Source organism: Pseudovibrio ascidiaceicola (assembly GCF_900114245.1).
Lineage (GTDB): Bacteria > Pseudomonadota > Alphaproteobacteria > Rhizobiales > Stappiaceae > Pseudovibrio > Pseudovibrio ascidiaceicola.
Map to the genome: position 1 here is coordinate 110,720 of NZ_FOSK01000002.1, position 23,074 is coordinate 133,793.

22 protein-coding genes are annotated in these 23,074 nt (G+C 50.5%); 8 read left to right on the forward strand and 14 right to left on the reverse strand.

Annotated elements, in window-relative coordinates; genetic code table 11:
* Positions 1-110 precede the first annotated feature (110 nt).
* Positions 111-1,619 (forward strand): DUF1963 domain-containing protein, encoded by a 1,509-nt coding sequence (locus BM231_RS04755; RefSeq protein WP_159437950.1) that lies wholly within the window; start codon positions 111-113, stop codon positions 1,617-1,619.
* Between the two features lie 56 nt (positions 1,620-1,675).
* Here BM231_RS04755 and BM231_RS04760 read toward each other — a convergent pair whose 3' ends face one another.
* Positions 1,676-3,451, reverse strand: a complete 1,776-nt coding sequence (locus tag BM231_RS04760) for a GNAT family N-acetyltransferase (RefSeq protein WP_208860090.1) — start codon at positions 3,449-3,451, stop codon at positions 1,676-1,678.
* Between the two features lie 209 nt (positions 3,452-3,660).
* Here BM231_RS04760 and BM231_RS04765 point away from each other — a divergent pair, with 209 nt between their 5' ends.
* Positions 3,661-3,933, forward strand: coding sequence for a DUF6460 domain-containing protein (locus BM231_RS04765; protein WP_063295637.1), 273 nt, complete (start codon positions 3,661-3,663; stop codon positions 3,931-3,933).
* Positions 3,934-3,959: 26 nt separating this feature from the next.
* Here the strand turns inward: BM231_RS04765 and BM231_RS04770 are convergent, their stop codons facing one another.
* Positions 3,960-4,523 (reverse strand): TetR/AcrR family transcriptional regulator, encoded by a 564-nt coding sequence (locus BM231_RS04770; RefSeq protein WP_063295636.1) that lies wholly within the window; start codon positions 4,521-4,523, stop codon positions 3,960-3,962.
* Between the two features lie 157 nt (positions 4,524-4,680).
* The gene (locus BM231_RS04775) at positions 4,681-5,520 is read right to left on the reverse strand and encodes a histone deacetylase family protein (RefSeq protein WP_093517840.1); all 840 of its coding nucleotides are present in this window, start codon (positions 5,518-5,520) and stop codon (positions 4,681-4,683) included.
* A 282-nt stretch (positions 5,521-5,802) separates the two neighbouring features.
* Here BM231_RS04775 and BM231_RS04780 point away from each other — a divergent pair, with 282 nt between their 5' ends.
* A complete protein-coding gene (locus BM231_RS04780; protein WP_093517196.1) occupies positions 5,803-7,134 on the forward strand; it encodes an MATE family efflux transporter in 1,332 nt (443 codons plus the stop codon).
* A gap of 73 nt (positions 7,135-7,207) precedes the next feature.
* Here BM231_RS04780 and BM231_RS04785 read toward each other — a convergent pair whose 3' ends face one another.
* The 4 genes from BM231_RS04785 to BM231_RS04800 form a co-directional block, all read right to left on the reverse strand.
* Positions 7,208-8,245 (reverse strand): zinc-dependent alcohol dehydrogenase family protein, encoded by a 1,038-nt coding sequence (locus tag BM231_RS04785; protein ID WP_093517197.1) that lies wholly within the window; start codon positions 8,243-8,245, stop codon positions 7,208-7,210.
* Between the two features lie 136 nt (positions 8,246-8,381).
* A complete protein-coding gene (wrbA, locus tag BM231_RS04790; RefSeq protein WP_093517198.1) occupies positions 8,382-8,981 on the reverse strand; it encodes an NAD(P)H:quinone oxidoreductase in 600 nt (199 codons plus the stop codon).
* 214 nt (positions 8,982-9,195) lie between these two features.
* On the reverse strand, positions 9,196-10,302 hold the full coding sequence (locus BM231_RS04795) for a quinone-dependent dihydroorotate dehydrogenase (protein WP_093517199.1): 1,107 nt from the start codon (positions 10,300-10,302) through the stop codon (positions 9,196-9,198).
* A complete protein-coding gene (locus BM231_RS04800) occupies positions 10,303-10,644 on the reverse strand; it encodes a DUF952 domain-containing protein (protein WP_093517201.1) in 342 nt (113 codons plus the stop codon).
* Positions 10,645-10,856: 212 nt separating this feature from the next.
* Here BM231_RS04800 and BM231_RS04805 point away from each other — a divergent pair, with 212 nt between their 5' ends.
* Genes BM231_RS04805 through BM231_RS04815 form a run of 3 tightly spaced genes read left to right on the forward strand, consistent with a single transcriptional unit; the run spans position 10,857 to position 13,622 of the window.
* Complete coding sequence (locus tag BM231_RS04805; protein WP_093517203.1) at positions 10,857-11,501, forward strand: S24 family peptidase; 645 nt, start codon at positions 10,857-10,859, stop codon at positions 11,499-11,501.
* 15 nt (positions 11,502-11,516) lie between these two features.
* Positions 11,517-12,413 (forward strand): thermonuclease family protein, encoded by an 897-nt coding sequence (locus BM231_RS04810; protein WP_093517205.1) that lies wholly within the window; start codon positions 11,517-11,519, stop codon positions 12,411-12,413.
* A gap of 36 nt (positions 12,414-12,449) precedes the next feature.
* Positions 12,450-13,622, forward strand: a complete 1,173-nt coding sequence (locus BM231_RS04815; protein ID WP_093517207.1) for a calcium:cation antiporter — start codon at positions 12,450-12,452, stop codon at positions 13,620-13,622.
* Here BM231_RS04815 and BM231_RS04820 read toward each other — a convergent pair.
* Complete coding sequence (locus BM231_RS04820; RefSeq protein ID WP_093517209.1) at positions 13,560-14,336, reverse strand: SGNH/GDSL hydrolase family protein; 777 nt, start codon at positions 14,334-14,336, stop codon at positions 13,560-13,562. The genes BM231_RS04815 and BM231_RS04820 overlap by 63 nt on opposite strands.
* A gap of 35 nt (positions 14,337-14,371) precedes the next feature.
* Positions 14,372-16,033 carry a lysine--tRNA ligase gene (locus BM231_RS04825; RefSeq protein WP_093517211.1) on the reverse strand — a complete coding sequence of 554 codons (1,662 nt, stop codon included), beginning with the start codon at positions 16,031-16,033 and terminating at the stop codon, positions 14,372-14,374.
* A 266-nt stretch (positions 16,034-16,299) separates the two neighbouring features.
* Here BM231_RS04825 and BM231_RS04830 point away from each other — a divergent pair, with 266 nt between their 5' ends.
* Positions 16,300-16,713 (forward strand): tellurite resistance TerB family protein, encoded by a 414-nt coding sequence (locus BM231_RS04830; protein WP_063310090.1) that lies wholly within the window; start codon positions 16,300-16,302, stop codon positions 16,711-16,713.
* A gap of 78 nt (positions 16,714-16,791) precedes the next feature.
* Here BM231_RS04830 and apaG read toward each other — a convergent pair whose 3' ends face one another.
* The 4 genes from apaG to BM231_RS04850 all read right to left on the reverse strand — a co-directional run bounded on the left by apaG (position 16,792) and on the right by BM231_RS04850 (position 20,243).
* The gene (gene apaG / locus BM231_RS04835; protein WP_057465027.1) at positions 16,792-17,184 is read right to left on the reverse strand and encodes a Co2+/Mg2+ efflux protein ApaG; all 393 of its coding nucleotides are present in this window, start codon (positions 17,182-17,184) and stop codon (positions 16,792-16,794) included.
* Between the two features lie 108 nt (positions 17,185-17,292).
* Positions 17,293-17,919 carry a CDP-alcohol phosphatidyltransferase family protein gene (locus BM231_RS04840; protein ID WP_093517213.1) on the reverse strand — a complete coding sequence of 209 codons (627 nt, stop codon included), beginning with the start codon at positions 17,917-17,919 and terminating at the stop codon, positions 17,293-17,295.
* Between the two features lie 172 nt (positions 17,920-18,091).
* A complete protein-coding gene (locus BM231_RS04845; RefSeq protein ID WP_093517215.1) occupies positions 18,092-18,892 on the reverse strand; it encodes an ion transporter in 801 nt (266 codons plus the stop codon).
* Positions 18,893-19,424: 532 nt separating this feature from the next.
* Positions 19,425-20,243, reverse strand: a complete 819-nt coding sequence (locus BM231_RS04850) for an ion transporter (protein WP_093517217.1) — start codon at positions 20,241-20,243, stop codon at positions 19,425-19,427.
* A 265-nt stretch (positions 20,244-20,508) separates the two neighbouring features.
* On the opposite strand from BM231_RS04850, the gene BM231_RS04855 reads away from it, so the two are divergent.
* Positions 20,509-20,952, forward strand: coding sequence for a DUF1810 domain-containing protein (locus tag BM231_RS04855; RefSeq protein WP_093517219.1), 444 nt, complete (start codon positions 20,509-20,511; stop codon positions 20,950-20,952).
* Between the two features lie 13 nt (positions 20,953-20,965).
* Here the strand turns inward: BM231_RS04855 and BM231_RS04860 are convergent, their stop codons facing one another.
* Positions 20,966-22,900, reverse strand: a complete 1,935-nt coding sequence (locus tag BM231_RS04860; protein ID WP_208860092.1) for a glycosyltransferase — start codon at positions 22,898-22,900, stop codon at positions 20,966-20,968.
* Between the last annotated feature and the right edge of the window lie 174 nt (positions 22,901-23,074).

Genomic DNA, 23,074 nt, shown 5'->3' on the forward strand with positions numbered 1-23,074 from the left:
GTGGGAGAAATCTCGCCGGCGTTTTTTGTTGGCCTACATTACGGAGTTCAGCTTGGAAACTTTTCTAGATGGTACCTTAATCGTTCTGTTTTCTGGTTGGAGCGCCAATGATGACCGTAACTGAAGACGCATTTGAGAGTTTCATTGCACAAAATACGCATACTGCAATTGCGCTCGAACTCAGGTTACCCAAAGGTAAAACGACCAGCTATTTCGGCGGAAAACCTCTGGCTTCGCCTGATTTTAAATGGCCAAACGATGATGGTAAGCTTGGGCAGTTCGCTGACATGTTTCTGGGGCAAATTAACATTGGTGAGTTGCCTTGGCTTCCAGAAGGTATGGTAAGAAGCGGTATTCTCTACTTTTTCATCAACGTGGGTGCCGCCGAAGACGGAGATGCAGATGCGGCTACAGTGATCTATCATCCTATAAGTGATAATCTGATCAAACATATTCCTCAGCACAGCCCGCTCTACTCAAACGCAAGTAATTTCATGCACCACTCTCGTGGGCGCTCCATTACCGGAGAGTTTGATGAAGGCTACCTGCGTAAAGTTGAATACGATCCTATTGCCTTCAATACGTTTCGGTCTCCTGATTACTTTGAGATCGATAAGTTGCCAGACAGGACACATGAACGGATTGATAGTTTCACAAAGAACTCAAGATATGAAGCGTACTCGTTAGCTTTTGGAAAACAGAAAGCGGATCAGTATTTTTTGGGCGTGCCTGAAACTATTCGACTGTCAGATTTATCGGTGGCTTACAAAACCAAGCTTATGAGCTACGCGAATGGTACAGAGAATGTACTAAACGATCACTTCTGTAAGGCATTTTGTTCTGATTGGCCGCAGAGATGGGGTTTAGTGGATATCTTTTGCCAAGAACTCATTCACGAACTGCACTACCAGCCATTGTCACAAAAACGCAAACGCATGAAATCCAGCCTTTTCGTGGAGTTTCATCAAGAAGTACTTTCCTGGCAGCAACAAGCATTAACTTACTCTCCTCACGCGACTGTTGCAGAATACAAACAGAATGAGTTCCGCAGCTGGTTGATGGAACGCTTTGACGAGTTTGTAAGTCTGGAGGGTGTTAAAAAATCCACAGCTGGCAAAGCGAAGCAAGATCCTTTGAGCAACTTTCTTAGTTCAATCTTGGGCTTGGGCTCGTCGCACTCGCTAAGAGTGCTGTCATCAGCGCAAAGTGACCAAGTCAATCTACCGCGCCTCTTTGATGCCACCAGTTCAAACTCGCTCAATGACATGATAAACGCTGTCAGAAAAGCACTAAGCTCTTGCTTAGGAAGCAAGAGTAAGTCCTTTAAGAGTCTGCTTGATGCAGAACGAGTTAGCTTTTCAGAACTGCCTTCAAGTTGCCTCTCAGCTTTCGAGCAAGTGATCAGGAGTAGAACACCGCATCAGATGTTTGGCATAGGAGCGGACTATCAAGGCCATGTTGAGACTGCTCTTTCAGAGAAAAAACTTCTTCTTCTGCAACTCGAAGATAATAACACAATCGGCTTCTCTTATGGAGCCGGGAACATCCAACTCTGGATTTCACCAGAAGATCTGACTGCCGGAAACTGGGCAGGCGTAACCTTCACCGGTGCTTGTTAAGTCGTACTCGGGAGAAAACTGCTGTCTTAGGTGCTAATGCGTCTACAGTGCGGCAACTAAGCTAAACTACTGTCAGGTGCAAACTTATAGACCGTCTCCTCTTCCCTCTCTTCAACTAGCTCAAATCCTTGGCGGAGATAGAATGCGTTGGCGCGGCTTTTGGGGAGGACTTCGAGGCGGATGGGTTTGGTTTGGGTGGTGGCTTGTTGCTTCAGGAGGTTGAGGATCTTTGCTCCTATACCGCGACCTTGTGCATTCGGGTGGAAGTAAAGACGCTCCAGATAGAGGTGGTTTTGTTTGTCCCACAAAACGTAGAAGCCCAGAACGTCTTCGTTCTCGATGATCTTCCATGTAGAGGCAGGATCAAAGCTGTCTTTGAAGTATTGCCGGTAGAGCTCATGGTCGAACATGCCATTGGCTTCCATATTGTCCTTCATAGCCAGATGGCAGAGGTCTGCGAGCAAGTCGAAGTCAGAGGAGTTTGCAGGTTCTAAGCACCACTTTGAACATTTCGGCGCATACTCATAGTAGTTGTTAACGCCCTCAGAATGTGTGAGGTGGAAGCCGTGGTGCTGGTAGAAGGCGTTGGCGCGGCTGATGCGGAGGGCGTCGAGGCGGATGGGTTTGTTTTGCTCATCCGCTTGATCCTTGATCTGTTGCAGGATCTTCGAGCCGATGCCTAGGCCTTGCGCTTCAGGTAGCAGGTAGAACATATCCAGATACAGGTGATCAGGGTGGTTCAGGACTACATAGAAGCCGATGGTTTTGCCGTTCCTCAGGATTTTCCGGGTCTTCTCAGGGGCGTACTCGCTTAGGAAGATCTCGCGGGCTTTGTCGTGCTGAAACAACCCATTGGCTTCCGCGCTTTCCTTCATGGCCGTATAGCGAATGTGCTGGAGTTCTTCGAAGTTTTCCGGCGCTGCTGTTTCAAATTGGAAAACAGGCTCAGGCGTGAACTGGTAATAATTGTTGAACTCCACATTGTGCGTGAAGTTGAAGCCTTGTGCCTGATAGAACTTATTGGAGTTGCTGACACGAAGCGCACCCAAGCGGATTGGCTTGCTGACTTGAACTGCGTGCTGTTTGATGTTTGCAACAATCTGCGCACCTATGCCCTGCCCTTGTGCCTTCGGGTGCAGGTAGATCATGTCGAGATGGATGTAGTCCTGATATTCATGCACTGCTGTGAAGCCGAGCAATTCTCCGTCTAGCGCAATCTTTAGTGTGGCTTCCGGTTTGTAGTCTTCAAAGAAATGTCTGCGCGCAAGGGCGTAGTCCGTCAGACCGTTGGCTGCCCATTCGTCCTTCATTGCCTCATGTCGCAGGTTTGCAAGCTGTTCGATATCTTCCGGTTCGGCACGTTTCAGAATGAAAACTGGCGGACTTGGCTCGATGCTTTCCAGCGGGAGTTCGTAGTAGTTGTCGAAGTCTTCGCTGTGGGTATGCTGGAAACCGTGACGTTGGTAAAAGGCGTTGGCTTTGCTTTGTTTCAACGCACCAAGGCGGATGGGTTTTCCGTTTGAAACCGCATGTGCCTTGATCCGGGCGATTACTGCAGCTCCGATGCCAGTGCCTTGAGCGCTTGGGTGGAGGTAGAGATGATCCAGCCAGATGTGGTCTGGCCGGTCCCGCAGAACATAAAACCCAAGTATCTGCTGTCCGCTCACGAGCTTGAAAGTGTCTTCGCAGGCAAAGCTTTTCAGGAAACGCTCACGTGCTCTTTCAGGGTCGAAACGACCCAGCGCTTCGAGGCTTTCGCGCATGGCCTGAACACGGATGTTTGCGAGGAGATCTGCGTCGTGTGGTTCCGCAGCGTAGACAATAAACGACACACCAATAACTTTCAGCACTAACCTGAGCGTACAATTTGGATTTGCATCTATGCAATATCCCTCAGGCTTCCTATATAGAAATCAATGTTAAGCAGTATGCACTAAACTTAGAACAGTCAAACTGCTTTAGCCTTTGATTTCAGCGCGTATTCTTATTCCAAAACCGGCTTTGGCTTTTGCGGTGCGCTTTAAAATTTGCGGAGATTTTGATGTCAAACGATAAGTTCAACCGTTTTCTGGGAGACTCGCCGGGGCGCGTTCTCATTCGGCTGATTTTTCTATCTTTGATTGTTGGGATTGTTTTGGCTGCGCTGGACTTTTCACCGCTGAGCCTGATCTATTCCGTGCAGGACTTCTTTGTCAGAATCTGGAATATGGGCTTCTCAGCGATTGAACGCTTTGGCTCCTACTTCTTCCTTGGAGCCATCGTCGTCGTGCCGTTGTGGTTCATTACTCGCCTTATGAACTGGCGCGGGCGTTAACCGCGCCTGCTCCGGCAGGGAAACCATTACTGCATACAGATGTTGTGTATGTTGGTTGACAAGTTGTCGAAGATCTCCGGATCTTCGCTTGTGTTGCCAATCAAAACGGCGACTTCCAGTGCTGCTAGCACGAAATCGGATTTCACCAGCGCTTCTTCAGAGGACCAGCTGCCACTGTATTCCAGCAGGTCTGCCAACCAGACACGGTTGCGGCGAGCGAAAGTCGCAGCAAGTTCCTGAAGTTCATCCGGCAGTTCTTCGTCCTTATCGCCCAGCACCGCTGAGAGGAACAGTTCGCCACCATCTGCCATACCTGCCTGGAAGGCGGCAATGTATGTATCCAGCGCTCTGCGGAAGTGAAGGGTTTGCGTGGAAGGGTCACCCAGGATCTGCAGGAAGCGGTCGATGTACCTTTGCAGCACGGCATGCTCTACCCCCTTATTGGAAGAGAACATTTTCGAGATATCCTGCTCGCTTGTTCCAGTACTGCTGGCAAGCTGATCGACATCCAAGCCCAACAGCCCGCTTTCCCGGATCATGTAATCCGCAGTATCCAGTACAACGCTTCTATTGGTGACCACAACACCCATACGTGTCTCCTAGCCTTCCGAGGCATTTTATTTGCACTTTACGGAGGGGATACTGCGCATTTTTCATAAAATGGCAAGACACATTTACTTATTCAGTTCTTAAAGGTGGAATATTATATTTTACTAAAATTTTATATAAATAGGACTTGTTTTTGAATCATAAGTACTTCGCTGCCACTTGATACAGATTAGAATGCCGGTTAACCAATAGTCTAAGATTATACGAATAACCACCTCCCAGCACACCTGCAAGTGGAAGTCCCTCATTTCTTACCAGTTTAAAGACCAGTTCTTCTCGTTTTCTCAGTCCCTCATCAGAGAGAGCAAGGCGCCCTAAGCGGTCATCATGATGAGGGTCAACACCCGCATTGAAGAACACCAGATCGGCTTTGAAGGTGTTGAGAACCTGCTTGAGCGTGTCCTCCAGGATCTCAAGATATTCGTCATCCTCCATGCCATCAATCAGAGGCACATCCAGTGTGGAGGCTTTCTTTCGGACGGGATAGTTCTTTTCTGAATGGAGGGAGAGTGTGAAGACACTGGTGTCATGTGCGAAGATATCAGCCGTCCCATCTCCCTGATGGACATCCAGATCAATAATGAGCACGCGGCGTGCCATGCGCATGGCCTGTACCGCCCTCACCGCGACGGCTACATCGTTGAACACGCAAAACCCCGCTCCTTGCGCGATACGGGCGTGATGCGACCCACCGGCAGTGTTGCAAGCGACACCATGTTCCAGAGCCAACATTGCCGTGAGCAAAGACCCTCCTGTTGCGCATTGCGCTCGGAAGGAAACGCTTTGGGTCATGGGAAAGCCGATTTCACGAGCGATGGCGTGGGGAACGTTGCAGCTGAGGACCTGATCTACATAGTCTTTTGCGTGCACCCGCAGCAGGTCTTTTCTGGAGATTGGCTCTGGCTCATGGAAATCATAAAGAGCACCGTCTGGATCGGTTTGTTTCAACCACTGAGCCAGTTCAGCATACTTGCGCATTGGGAACCGATGATTTTCGGGAATGTCTGCCGTGTAGGCTGGATGGTGCACGATTGGGAGCTTCACAAGGGCAGTACCTTCTCTGAAATCACTTTGGCTTTGTCGTTTCCTGATCCGAAAACTGGTTCCCATGTTTGGGAGGTACACTCTTATCTATAGCAGGTCTGCGCAATATGGTATGGACAAACGAAGAACAAACCAATATGCCAATGATACTTTGATTATCCAATCCATTTTGAGCTGCTTGCTGGTGCTGCACTCGTTCGTTTGAAGGTCTCCTGCGTGTCTACAAGTTTCAAGGTGACGAACCGCTCTTTCCTTGCGCTCGCCGTTCCTATGACACTGGCGTATATCTCTACTCCATTGCTGGGGTTAGTTGATACTGCTGTGATTGGACAGCTGCATGATGCGGCCCTTTTGGGTGGGTTGGCTGTTGGCACGATCCTTTTTGATGTGATTGGCGCTTTCTTCTATTTCTTACGCGCAGGAACGACAGGCCTTGCTGCTCAGGCTCTTGGTGCCAACAATGGCAATGAACTGCGTGCAGTGCTCGCCCGTGCCCTTCTGCTGGGTATCATTGGCGGCATTGTCGTCATCTTTTTACAGTGGCCGCTTCTAAGGTTTGGCTTACCTATTATTGGCGGGACGGATGCGGTACAGGAAGCCGCGGCCACATACTTTGCGATCCGTGCGTTCTCAGCACCGTTTGTACTCGCCAACTATTCCATTCTTGGCTGGTACCTGGGCCTCAGCAAAGCTGGTATCGGACTGCTCATTCAAACCTTCCTGAATGTCATCAATATGGTGCTTTCTGTTGTGTTTGTGCTCGTGTTTGACTGGGGTATTCCCGGTGTCGCCGTGGCAACCTTTATTGCCGAGATGCTTACATTTGGCCTCGGCCTTTTTCTAATCAAGCGCGAACTCCGCGGTGCACGCCTGCCTTCATTTTCTCAGATCATCATTTGGGAGAAACTGAAGCCGATGCTGGCACTGAACCGGGACATCATGATCCGGTCCATGGTGATGCTATTTGCTTTCGGCTTCTTTACCTCTCGCAGTGCTGCTCAGGGAGAAGTGGTGCTTGCCGCCAATGCTGTGCTTGAGAAGTTCATTCTGATCGCAGCCTTCTTTCTGGATGGCACGGCATCAGCTGCAGAACAGGTGATTGGGCAAGCAATCGGAGCCAAACAGCGGACTGCCTTCCGCAAAGCACTGCGGCTGTCCATCGGCTGGGGCTTTGGGCTTTCCTTTGGTGCGGCAGTCGTGTTGTGGGTGGCTGGCGGACCAGTTATTGACCTGCTGACAACGCATACAGAGGTGCGAGAAACAGCGCGTACCTATATGATCTGGGCTGTACTGACGCCGATCATTGGCACGTTGGCCTTCCAGATGGATGGCGTATTTATTGGCGCGACATGGTCTCAGGACATGCGGAACTCTGTTGTGGTCTCCACCATTCTATTTCTTGCCAGCTATTACCTGCTTTATCCGCTCTACGGAAACCACGGCCTGTGGTTCTCATTGCTGGTGTTTTTCGGGGCGCGTGGTTTGACCCTTAGTTATCTCTGTGTGGTTCGCGAACGTCAGTATTTTGGTGCTCTCCAAAAAGCATAATTTCAGGACTTCCTCTGCTGAAGAAAGCTTGTCTTGCCCGATATGCATACCCGGGCAAGACGCAAGTCACATGCTAAGCAATGTCGATGGTGACTTTGCCCATGTGCTGTGCCTGATCCATGTAAGCATAGGCCTCATTGATCTGGGACATGGAGAAGGATTTGTCTATGAGCGGTTTGATCTGGTGCTTGGAGACAAACGCACACAGGTTCTCAAAATAAGCGCGGGAGCCGACCAGAACACCTGACAGCGAGGAGTTGTTTAGAACCAGCTGACTGATGTTCTCAGGGGCGTGAGCCCAACCTGTCAGAACGCCTACCTGCGTGATCAAGCCATGAGCGGCTACGGCACGTATGGATCGCTCCAGTGTTTCCTTACCGCCAAGGTCCAGAACCACATCAGCGCCATGCCCATCTGTCAGTTTTCTCAGTTCGACATCCCAATCTGGTGTTGTTTTGTAGTTGATGGTTATGTCCGCTCCCATCTCCTTTGCTTTCTCCAGCTTTTCATCAGAGGAGCTGATGAGAGCAACACGGGCGCCAAACGCTTTGGCGAGTTGTAGAGCAAAGATTGCAACACCGCCTGTACCTTGTATCAGGACAGTGTCGTCTGGCCGCAACGTACGATGTTGCTCAAAAAGGGCGTGCCATGCTGTGACACCAGCACAAGGGAGTGTTGCCGCGTCCTGAAAACTCATATGATCTGGTACGCGTACAAGAGTGTCCTGATGAAACTTCGCTTGCTCTCTTAAGACACCCGGCTGTTCAGCTGAGCTGAGTGCAGATGAGAGGGCATGTGGCTGGAAAGGCCCCTCCAGCCAATCCTGAAAGAAAGTCGGCATGACACGGTCTCCAACAGACCACTTTGTAACCTGCTCACCCACTGCGATAACTTCCCCTGCCCCATCGGACAAAGGCACAAGATCCGCAGGCATTTCGCCGTACAGGCCCTTTCGGATCATCTGATCCCGCGCATTCAAGCTTGCTGCCTGCAGGGCGATCTTTACCTCAAACGGGCCAAGTGCTTCAGATAGGAATTTATGAGGAGTAAATGTACTGGCGTTTAAAACGATACCCTGATGATGAGTATCTGCGTGATTGAGGGTGGTCATTGAATTAACTCTTATCGGAAAATGTATGGGGCTGGCCTTATCGGCCTTGAGCACTATGAGTTACGGGTGTGCCTGCTCCCATCAAGGGATCAGCAAAATTGCATCTCGTTGACGTAAACAGGCGCACAGGTAGGATTTAGCTGGCGAGCTTGCTTGCAATTGTTGCAACATGGCGCCCTTGATCACGGGCCAGCTTCAACTCCACTTCGCTTGGCTGGCGAGAGCCATCCGAGCCAGCAAGGGTGCTGGCGCCATATGGGGAGCCACCGCGCACTTCAGTGATCTTGGCCAGTTCCTGGCTTGAATATGGAAGTCCGACAATCATCATTCCATGGTGTGCCAAGGTCGACCAGAAGCTGGTGATGGTTGTCTCGTTACCACCGCCTGTTCCGGTGGATGTAAACACCGAGCCAACTTTGCCAATCAGCTTACCACCAACCCACAACCCTCCGGTTTGATCCAGAAAATTACGCATCTGCGATGCCATATTACCAAAGCGAGTGGGGGTTCCAAAGATGATGGCATCATAGTCTGCCAGCTCACCCGGCTGCGCTATTGGTGCTTTTTGATCCAGCTTGAAGTGACCGTTTACAGCAACCTCTTCAGGCACAAGTTCCGGCACGCGTTTCACGACCACAGTCGTTCCGGCGACGTCTTCAGCCCCCTCACGGATGGCCTCTGCCATTGTTTCGATGTGGCCGTAGCTTGAATAATATAAAACGAGAACTTTGGTCATGGGTCTTCCTTCGTGTTGTTCTTACAGCGAAGGTAGAGCACCATGGAGAATGAACAATATTACAATATATAGATTGTCTGTTCATTAAATATTGACAGTCAAAGGAGATTTTATACCGCTCTGAGGGAAGGCAAATGTCTTTGACTGGCGTTTTCACACAGAAAGGGCCGAACTTCGCCGAAGCCCGGCCCCCTTTACCGATATGAATGCGCCTTTAGCTCTCCAACGATTTATCTGCCCAGATGTCATTGTCGATGCCGACAAGTTCCTGCAAGTTGGCAACACCGCGTGCGGCGACCAGACGCGACAGATGATGATTGATCTTCTTCACCAGCGTTTGCCCCTCATAGACCATGCCGGAATAAAGCTGGATCTGGTTTGCACCTGCGAAGATCTTTGCAGCTGCTTTTTCTGGTGTGTCCACACCGCCTACTCCAAAGAGCGGTAGTTCGGGGCCAACTGCGCGTCGGGTTTTCGCCAAAGCGATGGTGCTGCGCTCAAACAGAGGTGCGCCTGACAGGCCACCTGCTTCCTTGGCCTGCTTCTGATCCTTCAGCGTGGATGGGCGGACGATGGTGGTGTTGGAGACAATCATGCCATCGACTTTGCTGGTCAGGACGACTTCTGCGATTTCCTTGAGCGCCTCATCGGTCACATCTGGTGCGATCTTGAGCATGACGGGCACCTTACGGCCCAGACGGTCTTCCTGCTCGTTACGCGCTTCCATGATGGCTGTGAGCAAATGTCCCAGCGCATCCTTTTCCTGCAGATCTCGCAAGCCCGGTGTGTTGGGAGAGGAAATGTTGGCCGTCAGATAGTCCGCCAGTTCTGCAAAGCGCTTTATGCCCAGAACATAATCCGCAACACGGTCTTCTGAGAGCTTGTTTGCGCCAACGTTGATACCAAGCACTCCTGGTGTGCGGCCTGCTTTGCGGATGCGCTCGTAGACGACATCGTGGCCGTCATTGTTGAAGCCATAGCGATTGATCACAGCACGGTCTGCACTCAGGCGGAAATTCCTAGGCTTTGGATTACCTTCCTGCGGCAACGGTGTAACGGTTCCCACTTCAACATGCCCGAATCCAAGTTTCATCAGTGGGGTAATTGCTTCAGCGTTCTTATCAAAGCCTGCTGCCATACCCACCGGATTTTTGAAGGTGAGAACGCCCCACTTGTATTCTAAGGCCTTGTCCTCGATCTGGCCGAATGTTGGCGCCAGACCTGAGGCCAGCATCTTGATGGTTGCGTTGTGGGAGGTCTCTGGGTCCAGACAATGCAGTGCCCGGATACCGACTTTGTTTATGAGGTTTTCAATCGACATTTACAGCTCCGGAAACTCGTGATTGCCATTTGCATCCAAGGACAGAGATTTGACCCATACAGCTTTGGAGGCAGGAAACTTACCATAGAGATGCGGAAAGAGCGTTCCGCCCCGGGAGGCTTCCCACTTCATCTGATCTTCAGGGAAATCTTCGCTTTCGACGGCAATCAGCAGTAAGTCAGTTTGTCCCGCAAAATACAGAGCTGCTGTTTCTTTCACGGTCTCGGCGCTGGAAAAGTGGATGTAACCATCGGCCAGATCGATCGGTGCACCCGCAAAGAAACCGGCTGCTTCAGCTTCTTGCCAAAGCGCCTTGGGGGCGATCTTGAATATGAGGGACATGGGACTTGCCTTTCAGGAGAGACGTCTACTCAACTGAAGTCATGCTCTTACATCCACAAATCAGTGACTGGCAACCCCTCTCTTTCGTCTAGAGCTTGCAATAGGATTTTATTCACCACATACAAGATTTCTTTGAGATGTGGGTGCAGTTAGCTTTTTTAGTCATATCTGCGTTCGTTTCAGGTAACGCCGTTGCTGCTGCTGGAGGACATATGCTGGATCACGAACACCTTTGGGCTGCGCTTGATAAGCTGGCCGAGCTGCACCAATTGACGCCTTCAGGACTGGCGCGCAGGGCTGGGCTAGATCCGACCTCTTTCAATCCTTCCAAACGGTTCGCTGCAGATGGCCGCCCTCGTTGGCCTTCCACGGAGTCGCTCGCCAAAGTGCTGGAAGTCACCCAGATGCCTTTCTCGGACTTTGCCGCTTTGCTGCAAGATAAAGCAGAGATCTCAAGTACACATTTCAGGTCTTTTCCAGCTTATCTGTGCACGAGTGATGAGTTACGGGAGGTTGATCCGCAGCAGCTTACCGATTTTCAGTTGGATAAATTCTGCGATAGCTTCATTTTTCCCAGTTCTCAGAGTGAGAAATTCTTCGCGCTTGAAGTTTCGAGTAATAGTTTTGAACCATACTACCGGGAAGGACAAATTCTAATCGTCTCTCCCGAGGCTTCATTGCGGCGTCATGATCATGTTTTGATAGCAACTAAATCCGGAGATCTTCATTGCGGTGCTTTGCAGCGGCAAACAAACGAGCGCATTGAATTTCGGCGGGACACCCCTGACGATAAGCCAAGGGTGGTTCAAGTTGCAGACCTGATCTGGACAGCAAGGGTTTCATGGGTGAGCCAATAAGCAAACAGGGCGCTTATGCGGATTACCAAGACCACGAGTATTCTTTTTGGAGCTTTGCTTCTTGGCGCCGGGTATTATGCGCTTACAGGATACAATGCAGCGACGGCCCTGCGTGGGAATGCGCGCACACTGTACCGCCCTTCCTCGTTTCCTGTTGAGCATAAGCCGACAGCAGAAGAGAAACAGCTGGAACTGGCCGCTCTTGAAGCTGCCCGCGTTGCTGTTGAGGCGAAGATCCCCAAAACGCCGCCCAAGCATCCTGAAACGCTCCGCAATGTTGGCGGCAACCGAACGCCGCCTCCACCCGTCACAACACCGCTCCAGCGTGTTGCACACGTCAAAGAGGCACGCAGGTCAAACCAGCCTCCGCCGAAAGAACTGGTGTTGTACCGCCCAGTTGCCGTTGATGGGGCAACGCTAAGTGATAAAAAGAAGAGAATTTCTCTTCATCACATTCAACCTGTACCGCTCAGCACAACATGCCCCAGTGAAGATGGTGAAAGATGGCCATGCGGTATCAGAGCACGGACGGCTTTGCGTGCTTTCATCCGTCAGAAACGTGTCACTTGTTCGGATATGAAATCTGTGCAAACAGATGAATATGCTGCTTCCTGCAGTGTGGGCAAACATGATCTTGCCACTTGGCTGGTTGAAAACGGTTGGGCAAAGGCAGAACGCGATGCTCCAGATTCACTAAAACAGATCGCGGCACGGGCGCGTCGCTCCGAACAGGGCATCTGGCGTTCCAAGCTGGTTCAGCTGAGCGAGGATGAAACCGCAACATTGGTGAACTCCTGGGAGGAGCTGGATGATGACAGCACCTCAACCACGCCGCTGGTGATGGAAGGTGAGCCTGCAATAATCTGGCGTCCACGCAACAGCGCGACTGCGGAGACGTCTGCCACAGAATAATTCATTTTTTACAGGGCCTTGGAGAAGAAAAACATAATGTCAGGGTTTTGGAATACACTTAAACGAGAGGCCTGCTTTCTTGCAGGTGCTGCAACCACAGCCTTCTTCTTTCTGGCTGGGGCGGATCTGTTACTGCCCACCTCCGGTCTCCTTGTGCAGATGTTCTGCTTTATCTGGCTCTTCGGTGTCATGCTGTGGTGCGCCTTTGGTGTGGTGCGCCATGCAGACTGTCTGGCCGTCATTCTGGGAGAGCCCTACGGAACGCTGATCCTAACGCTCTCAGTAATCGGCATTGAGGTCTCCCTGATCGTTTCTATTATGCTGACAGGTGGGACAAACGAGCCTCTGGCACGGGATACGATGCTGGCGGTGCTCAATATCGTGCTGAATGGCATGGTGGGCATCAGTTTGCTATTGGGAGGGCTCAAGTACGGAGAACAGCCTTTCAACACTCAGGGCGCTCGTTCATTCCTTTCAGTCCTTATTCCCCTTGCTACATTCTCTCTGATCCTTCCCCGCTATACGACTTCAACCGCTGACCCTTCCCTTTCCACGGGACAGCAGATCTCGTTTGCGGTGATGATTAGTCTGCTCTATGCGATCTTCCTGGCGACTCAAAGCATCCGGCATAAGTCCTTCTTCATTCAGCCCAAACCACACTCTGGTGTGGCTTTGTCCTTCCTGATGGCGAAGGATGAGGCGGAAGACGACAAACACGCCCACGACGATGATGACCACCATCATGATCTGGAGATCTATTCAACAGGCTATCACGCCGCATTCCTGCTCCTGACCATGCTACCGATCGTGCTGCTTTCCAAGAAGTTCGCGGTGCTGGTGGACTTTGGTATCGCAAGTTTCCATATGCCAGCTGCGTTTGGTGGTGTTCTTGTTGCGCTTCTGGTTCTGACACCTGAGGGGTTGGGCAGCTTTAGAGCAGCGTTGTCGAATAGGCTTCAGCGCTCTGTTAATATCTGCCTTGGATCAGCTCTGGCGACCATCGGTTTGACAGTCCCGGCTGTTTTGATTGCAGCCGGGATCTTTGACATTCATATTGTGCTGGGTGTGAAGGATACGGACATGATCCTCCTCCTCCTGACACTCATACTGAGTATGATCACCTTTACAGGTACCCGAACGAACGCCCTACAGGGCGCCGTCCATCTGGTCTTGTTTATCTTCTACTTCATTTTGATCTTCCAGCCCTAGCAGGTTGCCCTGCACCAGCTCGCTGACCACATGATCCACCCAGTGCTGATTACCAATCGGCTCTGCGTGGATCCCATCCTCACAAAAACCTTCTGCCGTTATTCCCGGCGTTACAGAAATGGCAATAGCGCCACGCTCATGGCACAGCTGCGTGCCAACACGATTGATCATCTGGCGGCGAGGTTCCAAAACAGCACCCAGCGCCCACGAAAGCGCAGGCACGTTCATTGGTGACATGAGGTTGGACCAGTAAATCCGTGCATGAGGGTACTTGGTACGCAAAGCATAAATCAGCTCGCCAAACCCTTTCTTCCACGCCTTGCCAGAGCGAAAGTTCTTCAGGTCGTTAAAACCGATACTGATGTAAATGTGTGTGTAGTCGGCGTGCGGCAGATTGGGTACGACCACATCGCGGATCTGGCTGGAGGTTGCAGAATTACTGCCAGCAGCCCGCCATTTAACAGGCTGTCCGGTTACCTCTGCAATTTTGTGGGCCATCTTGCAGGTTAAACCGTTTGTCGTGTGGTCCAACCCCACTCCGGCAACGGAGGAGTCGCCAATAACAAGCAGATTGATCGCCTGGCCCTGACCGGAAACCGCACCAAATTGCGGACCAGGTGCTGGTGACAGCCTTAGTGAATTTGCACGAGCACGTAGGCCTTCGAAAATGTAGACCGGTAAAAGTGCCCAAGTTAGCCAGCTAGGAAAAGACATAAAAAAAAGCCCCCTCGTTTGAGGGGGCTAATTCATCACGCTGCAAGCTCTCCTGCAAGTGCTTTTGCAATCAAACTACGAGTTTCCGGAATACCGTAGAGGGCGATGAAGGATCCGAAGCGCGGTCCCTTCTCTTGTCCCAGAAGTACCTGATAAATCGCAGAAAAGAAGATCTGCGCAACACCAGGACGCCCATCAGGACCCGGCTTTGCAGTGTTCTGATAACGTTCAATATTACGACCAATGTCGTAAATTGCGTTCTGGATATCGCCGCCGTCAGTCTCTGCAGGCAGGCCAGCAAGCACTTCATCCAGCTTGGTGAGCATTTCTGTCTCAACTTCATCCGGTGCTTTAAACTTCTTCGTTGGTTTCACAAAGTCGTCGTAATAGCGAATTGCGTAGCCGACCAGCTCATCCAGCATCTTATGCGTTGCAGCAGAAGAGCCCGGTGCGTAGCGAGAGATAAACGCCCACAGGACGTCCTTGTTCTCTGCGTTGGATGCAGACACTAGGTTGAGCAGCATCGCGAAGGAGATCGGCATTTCTTCTTTTGGCGGTGTACCGTAGTGAATGTGCCAGACCGGGTTCATCAGCTTCTGCGCTGCATCCATGTTGTCGAACTTGGACAGGAAGGTGCAGTACTCGTCAACCGCTTTCGGGATGACGTCAAAATACAGCTTCTTCGCAGTTTTCGGCTTCTGGAAGTTGAACAGGGACAGGCTTTCCTGATTGGCGTACTGGAGCCACTCTTCCATCGTCAGGCCGTTGCCTTTGGACTTGGAGATTTTCTGGCCTTTGTCGTCCAGGAAGAGCTCGTAGTTGAAGCCTTCCGGAGCAGGACCGCCCAGAGCCTTACAGATCTTGCCAGACAGGTTCACGCTGTCGATCAGATCTTTACCAGCCATTTCATAGTCGATGCCCAGCGCGTACCAACGCAGCGCCCAGTCAGCTTTCCACTGACATTTGACGTTGCCGCCTGTCACTGGCACTTCAATACGCTCTGCAGTCTCAGGGTCAATGTAGGTCACAGTGCCTTTTTCGACATTGCGGTCGACCATTGGCACCTGCAGCACGATACCTGTGCGCGGGCAGACTGGAAGAAATGGAGAGTATGTGGCCTGACGCTCTTCACCCAGAGTTGGAAGAATGATCGCCATGATCTTATCGTAGACTTCCAGCATGCGCAGGAGCGCTTTATCAAACACACCGGACTTGTAGTAGTCGGTGGAGGAGACAAAGTCGTACTCGAAGCCGAACTTATCCAGAAACGCCATGAGCTTTGCGTTGTTGGCTGCTGCAAAACTTGGGTATTCGTTGGAAAATGGATCCGGCACGCTGGTCAGTGGCTTGCCAAGAAATGACGCCATCATCTCCTGATTAGGCACGTTGGTTGGCACTTTGCGGAAGCCGTCCATATCATCTGAAAAGCAGATCAGCTTGGTCGGGATCTTGTCTTCTGTCAGCACACGAAAAGCGGTGCGCACCATGGTAGTGCGTGCAACTTCGCCAAAGGTGCCCATGTGAGGCAGACCAGATGGACCATAGCCGGTCTCGAATAAGACCGGCCCGGTCTTGGGTTTCTTCTCCAACCGTTTGACCAGTTTGCGTGCTTCTTCAAACGGCCAGGCTTTAGATGCCTGTGCCGCCTCGATAAGTTCTGGGCTGAGATCGAGTTGAGGCAAACTGTTCATAGACATGGATTTTGAGATCCGTATTTGGAGATTAAATTGTAACTGAGTTTCGCTTTCCTCAGCAGGATTTAATGCCGGAAAGCTGCGCGAACTTATGTAAAACTAGCGCCCGCGTCAATGACAGTTCTCGGGTTTTCGGCTCTACCCCCTTGTATGAGGCCGGAAGCCCCCTTACCTTTGCAATCATTAGCCGCCGCCAGATCATTTGGCAGAGCGAAAAACTAAAGCAAACCAAGAGGCAAAGCTTTTCGCTTTGGGGAGATATGGGTACAATAGACAGATTACTGAGCGTAGAAGAAGCCCTCATTCATGTGATGGTGATGGTTTCCGCCGCAGATAGCGCAATGAGCGATGCTGAGCTTCGCCAGCTTGGCGATATTGTGGGCATTCTCCCTGTCTTCAAAGATTTTGACGACAATAACCTGATCAAGATTACCCAGCAGTGCGCTGAGCGTCTTTCTGGCGAAAACGGCATGAACACAACGCTGGCGCTTGTGGCAGAGTCTTTGCCAACCAAATTGCATGACACGGCTTATGCTCTTGGTGTTGAAATTGCTGCGGCTGATTTGCGAGTTAGCCCTGAAGAAGTGCGTATGTTGCAGTTGCTGCGCGACCACCTGAAGCTGGACAAGCTGACGATCGCAGCGATTGAGCGCGGCGCACAGGCCCGTTTCCGCACGCAATAACTCAGTTCAATCTGATTGGCGGGCAGCGCGACTGCCCGCAATCCTGCTCTTTGCGCTGCAAGACATTGTCTGCAGCTGTTAATGCACAGTCTTGACCATATCCGGCAGATCCAGCGAGAAGGCTGGTATCTTCACCGCGAAGGACTCGCCCTTTTCAGTTTGCATGCGGTAGTTGCCCGTCATGATGCCTGAAGGGGTATTGAGTGGACAGCCCGACGTGTACTGAAACGACCCACCGGGTTCGATGACTGGCTCCTCACCAACCACACCTGCCCCGTTGACTTCCTGCGTGTTGCCGTTGGCGTCGATAATATGCCAGTGGCGAGAGCGCAGTTGGATGGTATCAGAACTCAGGTTCTCAATTGAGACCGTATAGGCCCAGAAGAACTGCTCATCTTCGGGAGTGGACTCCTCAGCAAGATAATACGGTTCGACAGTGATCTGTATATTTCGGGTAACGGCACGATACATAGCACAACCCATTTCTAAGGAAAATTCCACTGCAAATACAACAGCAGTACGCATCCTATTTTTAATAAGTCTAGCCTTTTCACCCCGATCTTCGCAAGAGCGGCGATCTCACACCGAAGGATCTGGGTGGTTCAAAACCATATGCCGAACCATAAAAACGCGAGAAATGGCCGAAAGTGTGCAGATCGCAGCAAAAGTCCACGCAACCCATGAGAAGTAAGTGGGGAACAAGCAAAATGCGACGAAGACACCAATGGTTTCAAAGCCTTCAGCAAGCCCTCCCAGATAATAGAAGGATTTCTTGCCACGTAGTGAGGTTTGCATGCCCAACTTCTGTGCTAGTGTTGCGAATGCAAGGAAAGTGGAACCGTTAATGTAAAAGCTGAAAAGTAGGGCTGCCGCGGCCAGAGCATTCTGCTCAGGAGCGACAAATGCAAAGGCCAGTGGAATTGCACCATAAAAGATGAAGTCGAATGTGATGTCGTAAAACCCGCCGAGATGCGTGGAACCGACCGCTCTGGCGATGGCTCCGTCCAACCCGTCTGCGAAGCGATTGAGCAAGATAAACAGCAAGGCTGTGTTAAATTGCCCAGCGGCCACCGCTGCCCCCGCCGCAAGGCCAAATCCAAGGCCGACCAAGGTCACCGCATTTGCAGTAATTCCCAGATCTGCCAGCGCTTTTCCCATTCTATTGAGAGGTGGGTCTATATAGCCGCGGAGTTTTGCATCAAACATATCGTATCCTATCAGATATGCTTTTCGTCTTAGGGCTTTTTTTCCAAGGTGCCTATAACAGCCCGCTCGCAATCCACACGCGCGGTGATCAAGATTACTTCATCAGAACTTGATCATAAGCTGAAGAGCTGGCGTATTGATCAACAACCTAAGTAATTTTGCTGAAACAGCTCTAATCGCGGGCTTTTCGTTGCCTCTCCAGTTCATCCATTAGGTCAAGTTTCAGCTCTTTTAGTTCTTTCAAGACAACCTTGGTCTCTTCATGCACGTTGATACGATCTTGCTCAATATCCTTATCGTGCTCCTGCTGCATTGCTGCAACGATTATACCGATAAACAAATTTAGAACGGTGAAGGCGGTGCACAAGATGAAGGGAATGAAGAACAACCAAGCATTTGGGAACACCTCCATGACTGGCCTCACGATCCCCATACTCCAGCTTTCCAGAGTCATGATCTGGAACAGCGAGTATGCAGATGCTCCAATTGAGCCGAACCATTCAGGAAACACCAAGCCGTACAGGCGTGTGGCCATAACGGAGAAGACGTAAAAGACGAGCGCCATCAGCAGGACGATTGAGCCCATGCCTGGAAGTGCGAGGATCAGTCCGCCAATAACGCTTCGCAACGAGGGAACGACCGAAATGAGCCTCAGAATTCTCAGGATCCTGAGGGACCGCAGAATGGTTGCCGGACCAGTTGCCGGGATGACTGCAATCGTAATGATGAAGAAATCGAAGAGATTCCACGGTCCCCGAAAGAACCCCGGACCAAACGCGATGATACGCAGTGTCAGCTCAACAACAAAAATCACCAGGATCGCTTCATCAAGAAAGCGCAGAATATGACCGTATTGGGCAATAAGCATCTGGCTTGTATCCAAGCCAAGGACAATAGCGTTCAACGCGATTATACTTATGATTGTGAATTCCCACTGACGACTTTCAATGATGGATCGCAACTTCGCCCGCATTTCGACACTTGACCTCACACTTCGAATTTGGGCCCACCCTAAGTAATTATCTGACGTTTTCAAGTTGAAAGGGGGCAACAAAATAGTGACTGGTATAGATGAAGAAATCACCAAGAACTTACGGTAGTAAAATCAAAACAATACCACCAAATTTAACTTATAGTTTTCATAGGCTTGACCATTTCCACAAGAGCTAACATAAACTTGTGCTAATTTTGTCAAAATCGCGGCTATCGCTTTCAAGTAGAGCAGGAATCTAAGATTAACACCCCTCAAATACGCCCAGCTCAGAGCTGGCATTTGCGGTGTTTCTCTTCCCTCACGCCGCTTCGGTACATGACCAACTTTACTAAAAGCACTGACAGTCGCTCAAAAAAACTCTGCCTATCTGTGTCACAATACAACCTTAGCTAATCAAGGGGCGCGCTACTCAAAGAAGATCAAAGAGGTTTCTTAAAGGTCAGCACACCAGTTTTGTGCTGGTGTGCTGTCGCGCTCGCAAGGGTCGCCATCCACACTCTGAGAATGCTGTCTAGGTCAATTCTGGTGTTTTCTTATGAGAAGCCTTACGGTTTCGTCTCAGCTTCGCAACATCTTGCCGTAAAGTCCTGAGCTCTTTCATAATCGCATTTGCTTCCATTCGCACATAATGGTGATGCTCTTCCACATCCCTCTCATGTTCTTCCTCCATTGCTGCAACAATGACACCGATGAACAAGTTCAGCACTGTTAGTGCGGTGGTCAGGATGAACGGTATGAAGAACAACCAGGCATTTGGATAGACATCCATGACGGGGCGGACAATTGCGTCGCTCCACCCCTCCAATGTCATGATTTGAAACAGAGAATAAGCGGAGGCTCCGATTGTTCCAAACCATTCAGGAAAAGTCTCACCATAGAGCTGCGTCGCCATAACGGAGAACACATAGTACACCAGAGAGAGAAGCAACATGATTGAGCCCATCCCTGGCAATGCTAGAACCAGCCCTCCGATCACGCGCCTCAGCGATGGGACAACTGAGATGAGACGTAGAACACGAAGGATTCTTAGTGACCGCAGTATGGCTGCAGGGCCGGTGGCTGGAATAAGCGCAATGCTTACGATAAAGAAATCGAAGAGATTCCAAGCTCCTTTGAAAAAGCGTAAGCCATATGCAAACACGCGAAGGGAGATCTCAATCACGTATATGCCCACTACGATGTCATCCAATGTGCGGAGTATTGGGCCGTAATGTTGTTGAACAGTCTGGCTGGTTTCCACCCCTAAAGTTATCGCATTTAGGGAGATGATAGATATGATTGTGTATTCCCAAGCCTTACTTTCGATGATCGCACGAAGTTTTTCTCGCATCGTCCATGTACCGAGACATTACGTTAGGGAATGGCAATTAAAACTCCGAAACCGGCTGTTTTTATGTTTCTGCAATAACCAACTCAGAAAAACACCAGGAAAGAGAACAGTTCATTATGCTTGGGTCTAAAAATATACTTCACTCTTAGACAACTCCAGATTTCCACCAGGATTTTTGTATCTGTCGTGCGAGTTTGAGAACCAATATGAAAGACTGGTCGGCGGAAAGTAACCGCAACGATGACGACTTGAGGGCGAGTATCAAATGGTAAAAACGACGAAGGATGACATAACCCGGTTTGTCATCGCCCAGGACCCAGTATTTTCAGAAGTGGTACAGGAGCTCTCACAAGGCCAGAAAACTTCGCACTGGATCTGGTTCATCTTTCCTCAATTACGTGAACTGGGTCGTTCTTCAACCGCACATTTCTTTGGCATTGCCGATCTTGAAGAAGCTCAGCGATACCTTGCTTATCCTCTCTTGGCCTCGCGGCTGCGTGGATGCAGTGGGTTACTGCTCAAGTACACTGACCTCACTTCCAAGCAAATCCTTGGTGAAATCGACAGTTTGAAAGTACGCAGCTGTGCAACGCTCTTTGCATATGCTGCAGATGATCCAACAGTGTTTCATCAGCTGCTTGAGCAATTCTATCAGGGGCAGCCGTGCGAACTCACCGTGGATGCTCTCAAGATGCCATGGAAGACCTAGTATCTCGGCAGTCCTATAAGCTCTGAGCACTCTTCACTTTACCCCTCTGACGCACAATACCGTGTTCCGTCTTTCGCCAGTAATGCGGTTTTATCGCGAACTCGATGAGGGCTTTGTAAGAGGCGATGCACCCAAGAACCCAATAGAGTGGGATACTTGCAATCTCCCAGGTTCGAGGGCGAAAGCCGCGCTTTGCACTGCCTTGTAAGACCGTGACAACAGAGCCGCCAAGACCAAAGAGGAAACAGAACATGGCATAGATGCTGAAAGCATCAAATGCTTGTATTCCGGTGCTGTAATAATTCAGAGCAAGCTTTCCAAACATCCAAACTGTCCATGGCGCAGCCCATAGACACAGCATGCCGCCAAAGAATGTTAGGAGCAGCAAGGCAAAGTTTTTCAGGCCGAGCTGCTTGTAAGCCAACCTTGGATTGCGCAGATGAACGGCCAGCGTTTGTATCCATCCTTTATGCCAGCGAGTACGTTGGTGTAGCCAGGCTTTGAGCGTAAGCGGCGCTTCTTCAAAAGTGGAGCTGTTTAGCGTGTGTGTCTTAAATCCTTGCCGCGCAAATCTGACTGCCAGATCTGCATCTTCTGTCACGTTGAATGGATCCCAACCGCCAACTTTCCGCAATGCGCTGACACGGAAGTGGTTGGATGTCCCTCCCAGAGGCAGCAGAAGGTTTTTGCGAGACAGAAATGGCAGGAAGACATCGAAGAGTGCCGCATATTCAAAAGCGAACTGACGAACCAACCAACTTTCCTCAGCGTGATCGATGGACAATGCAGCCTGCAAGCAAGCAACATCTTGGCCCTCGAGAGCGAACTGGCAGATGGCTTTTTTCAGTTGCTGTGGCTCAGGCCTGTCCTCTGCGTCAAAAACCGTTACGAACTCACCTTTTGTCGCCGCAAGGCCAACGGAAAGCGCACGAGGTTTGGTCTGCGGTTTTCCGGGAGGTAGGATGATCATCCGCATCGACTTCTTCAGCAGTTTGCGGAGGTTTTTCTGTGTCAGCTCATCATCTTGTTCGACCAGAAAGATCACATCGAGCGCATCTTTCGGGTAATCCAACGCATCCAGCCCATCAACCAATTGGCGGCAGATTGCTGACTCTTTGTAAAGTGGGACAAGCACGGTGTAGTGCGGCCACTTTTCCAGCTTTGGCACAGTGAATTCTTGCCGGTCAGAATAGGTGAAAAAGGATGCAAGGCGCAGCAACCCAGTGACACCGAGTGATAAAGTCAGCAGAATAAGGAGGCCCCAGAACAATGCATCAAACGCGAAGCCAAGTGCTCCCAGAAAGATGATTGGAGAGACTGTCAGCAGCTTTCGCTGTGAAGGCAAAAAGCGATACACTGCCGACATTGAAACATCGTCTTGTGCCAATGCGTTGGCGCTGGCCGTCGTTACCGTCAACGCCTTTTGGTACTCCGGTGTCACCAGTACAATCTTGCTCGTGGCTTCATCGAAATAGCCTAGAGCTCGCTCAAAAGCCTCAAGCTGGTGCCCAAGTGGTGCTGCTGCGAAGACGACCTTTTGATTGAGGTCCAGTGCCGGAACAAACAAAATCCCTTCAGTCTCGAATGGTTTTAGCTTTTTATCAATTGGCGCAATAGCTGACAGGCTGCCATCAGACGCATAGCGGACATTCATTTTGCCGGAAATACCCCAGTAGAACACTGAGGCATCGAGAAATCCTTGTTCAATCAGATAATTGCTGGTGCATCTGTCTTCCGCCGTCATTCTGGACTTTGCGAAATCAATCAAGGCCTCGGAGCAATTGCATTGCAGCAGGACTTCCTGTTCCAACGCGTTTTTCAGACGCACAAATTCTGGAACATATTGGCCTTTGAGCGAAGGCTTGGAGATATTTTTGATAAGAGGTCCAGCACGTTCATGAGGCGTAGGATCATCGATGGATTGCTCTAGGGGAGTAATCGCTGTCATGCGGCTTCGCAGGGCTTGTCCTGCTTCAACCGAGCGTGCGCTTTCAATACAACCAATCGAAAGAGATAACGAACGTAGAGTATTGGCCTGTCGTACTGAGAAAGGCAGCCCATTACCAACTGATATCTCGGAGTATTCCTGACAGCCCTTTGATACCCCGGCCCTCGTTAATCT

What these genes read in the sequence shown, in the direction of transcription:
- BM231_RS04755 (WP_159437950.1), top strand. Translation starts at nt 111, where the DNA reads ATGACCGTAACTGAAGACGCATTTGAGAGTTTCATTGCACAAAATACG.
- BM231_RS04765 (WP_063295637.1), top strand. Translation starts at nt 3,661, where the DNA reads ATGTCAAACGATAAGTTCAACCGTTTTCTGGGAGACTCGCCGGGGCGC.
- BM231_RS04770 (WP_063295636.1), bottom strand. Translation starts at nt 4,523, where the DNA reads ATGGGTGTTGTGGTCACCAATAGAAGCGTTGTACTGGATACTGCGGAT.
- BM231_RS04775 (WP_093517840.1), bottom strand. Translation starts at nt 5,520, where the DNA reads ATGCGCAAGTATGCTGAACTGGCTCAGTGGTTGAAACAAACCGATCCA.
- BM231_RS04785 (WP_093517197.1), bottom strand. Translation starts at nt 8,245, where the DNA reads ATGACCACCCTCAATCACGCAGATACTCATCATCAGGGTATCGTTTTA.
- wrbA (WP_093517198.1), bottom strand. Translation starts at nt 8,981, where the DNA reads ATGACCAAAGTTCTCGTTTTATATTATTCAAGCTACGGCCACATCGAA.
- BM231_RS04795 (WP_093517199.1), bottom strand. Translation starts at nt 10,302, where the DNA reads ATGTCGATTGAAAACCTCATAAACAAAGTCGGTATCCGGGCACTGCAT.
- BM231_RS04800 (WP_093517201.1), bottom strand. Translation starts at nt 10,644, where the DNA reads ATGTCCCTCATATTCAAGATCGCCCCCAAGGCGCTTTGGCAAGAAGCT.
- BM231_RS04805 (WP_093517203.1), top strand. Translation starts at nt 10,857, where the DNA reads ATGCTGGATCACGAACACCTTTGGGCTGCGCTTGATAAGCTGGCCGAG.
- BM231_RS04810 (WP_093517205.1), top strand. Translation starts at nt 11,517, where the DNA reads ATGCGGATTACCAAGACCACGAGTATTCTTTTTGGAGCTTTGCTTCTT.
- BM231_RS04815 (WP_093517207.1), top strand. Translation starts at nt 12,450, where the DNA reads ATGTCAGGGTTTTGGAATACACTTAAACGAGAGGCCTGCTTTCTTGCA.
- BM231_RS04820 (WP_093517209.1), bottom strand. Translation starts at nt 14,336, where the DNA reads ATGTCTTTTCCTAGCTGGCTAACTTGGGCACTTTTACCGGTCTACATT.
- BM231_RS04825 (WP_093517211.1), bottom strand. Translation starts at nt 16,033, where the DNA reads ATGTCTATGAACAGTTTGCCTCAACTCGATCTCAGCCCAGAACTTATC.
- apaG (WP_057465027.1), bottom strand. Translation starts at nt 17,184, where the DNA reads ATGTATCGTGCCGTTACCCGAAATATACAGATCACTGTCGAACCGTAT.
- BM231_RS04840 (WP_093517213.1), bottom strand. Translation starts at nt 17,919, where the DNA reads ATGTTTGATGCAAAACTCCGCGGCTATATAGACCCACCTCTCAATAGA.
- BM231_RS04845 (WP_093517215.1), bottom strand. Translation starts at nt 18,892, where the DNA reads ATGCGGGCGAAGTTGCGATCCATCATTGAAAGTCGTCAGTGGGAATTC.
- BM231_RS04850 (WP_093517217.1), bottom strand. Translation starts at nt 20,243, where the DNA reads ATGCGAGAAAAACTTCGTGCGATCATCGAAAGTAAGGCTTGGGAATAC.
- BM231_RS04855 (WP_093517219.1), top strand. Translation starts at nt 20,509, where the DNA reads ATGGTAAAAACGACGAAGGATGACATAACCCGGTTTGTCATCGCCCAG.
- BM231_RS04860 (WP_208860092.1), bottom strand. Translation starts at nt 22,900, where the DNA reads ATGACAGCGATTACTCCCCTAGAGCAATCCATCGATGATCCTACGCCT.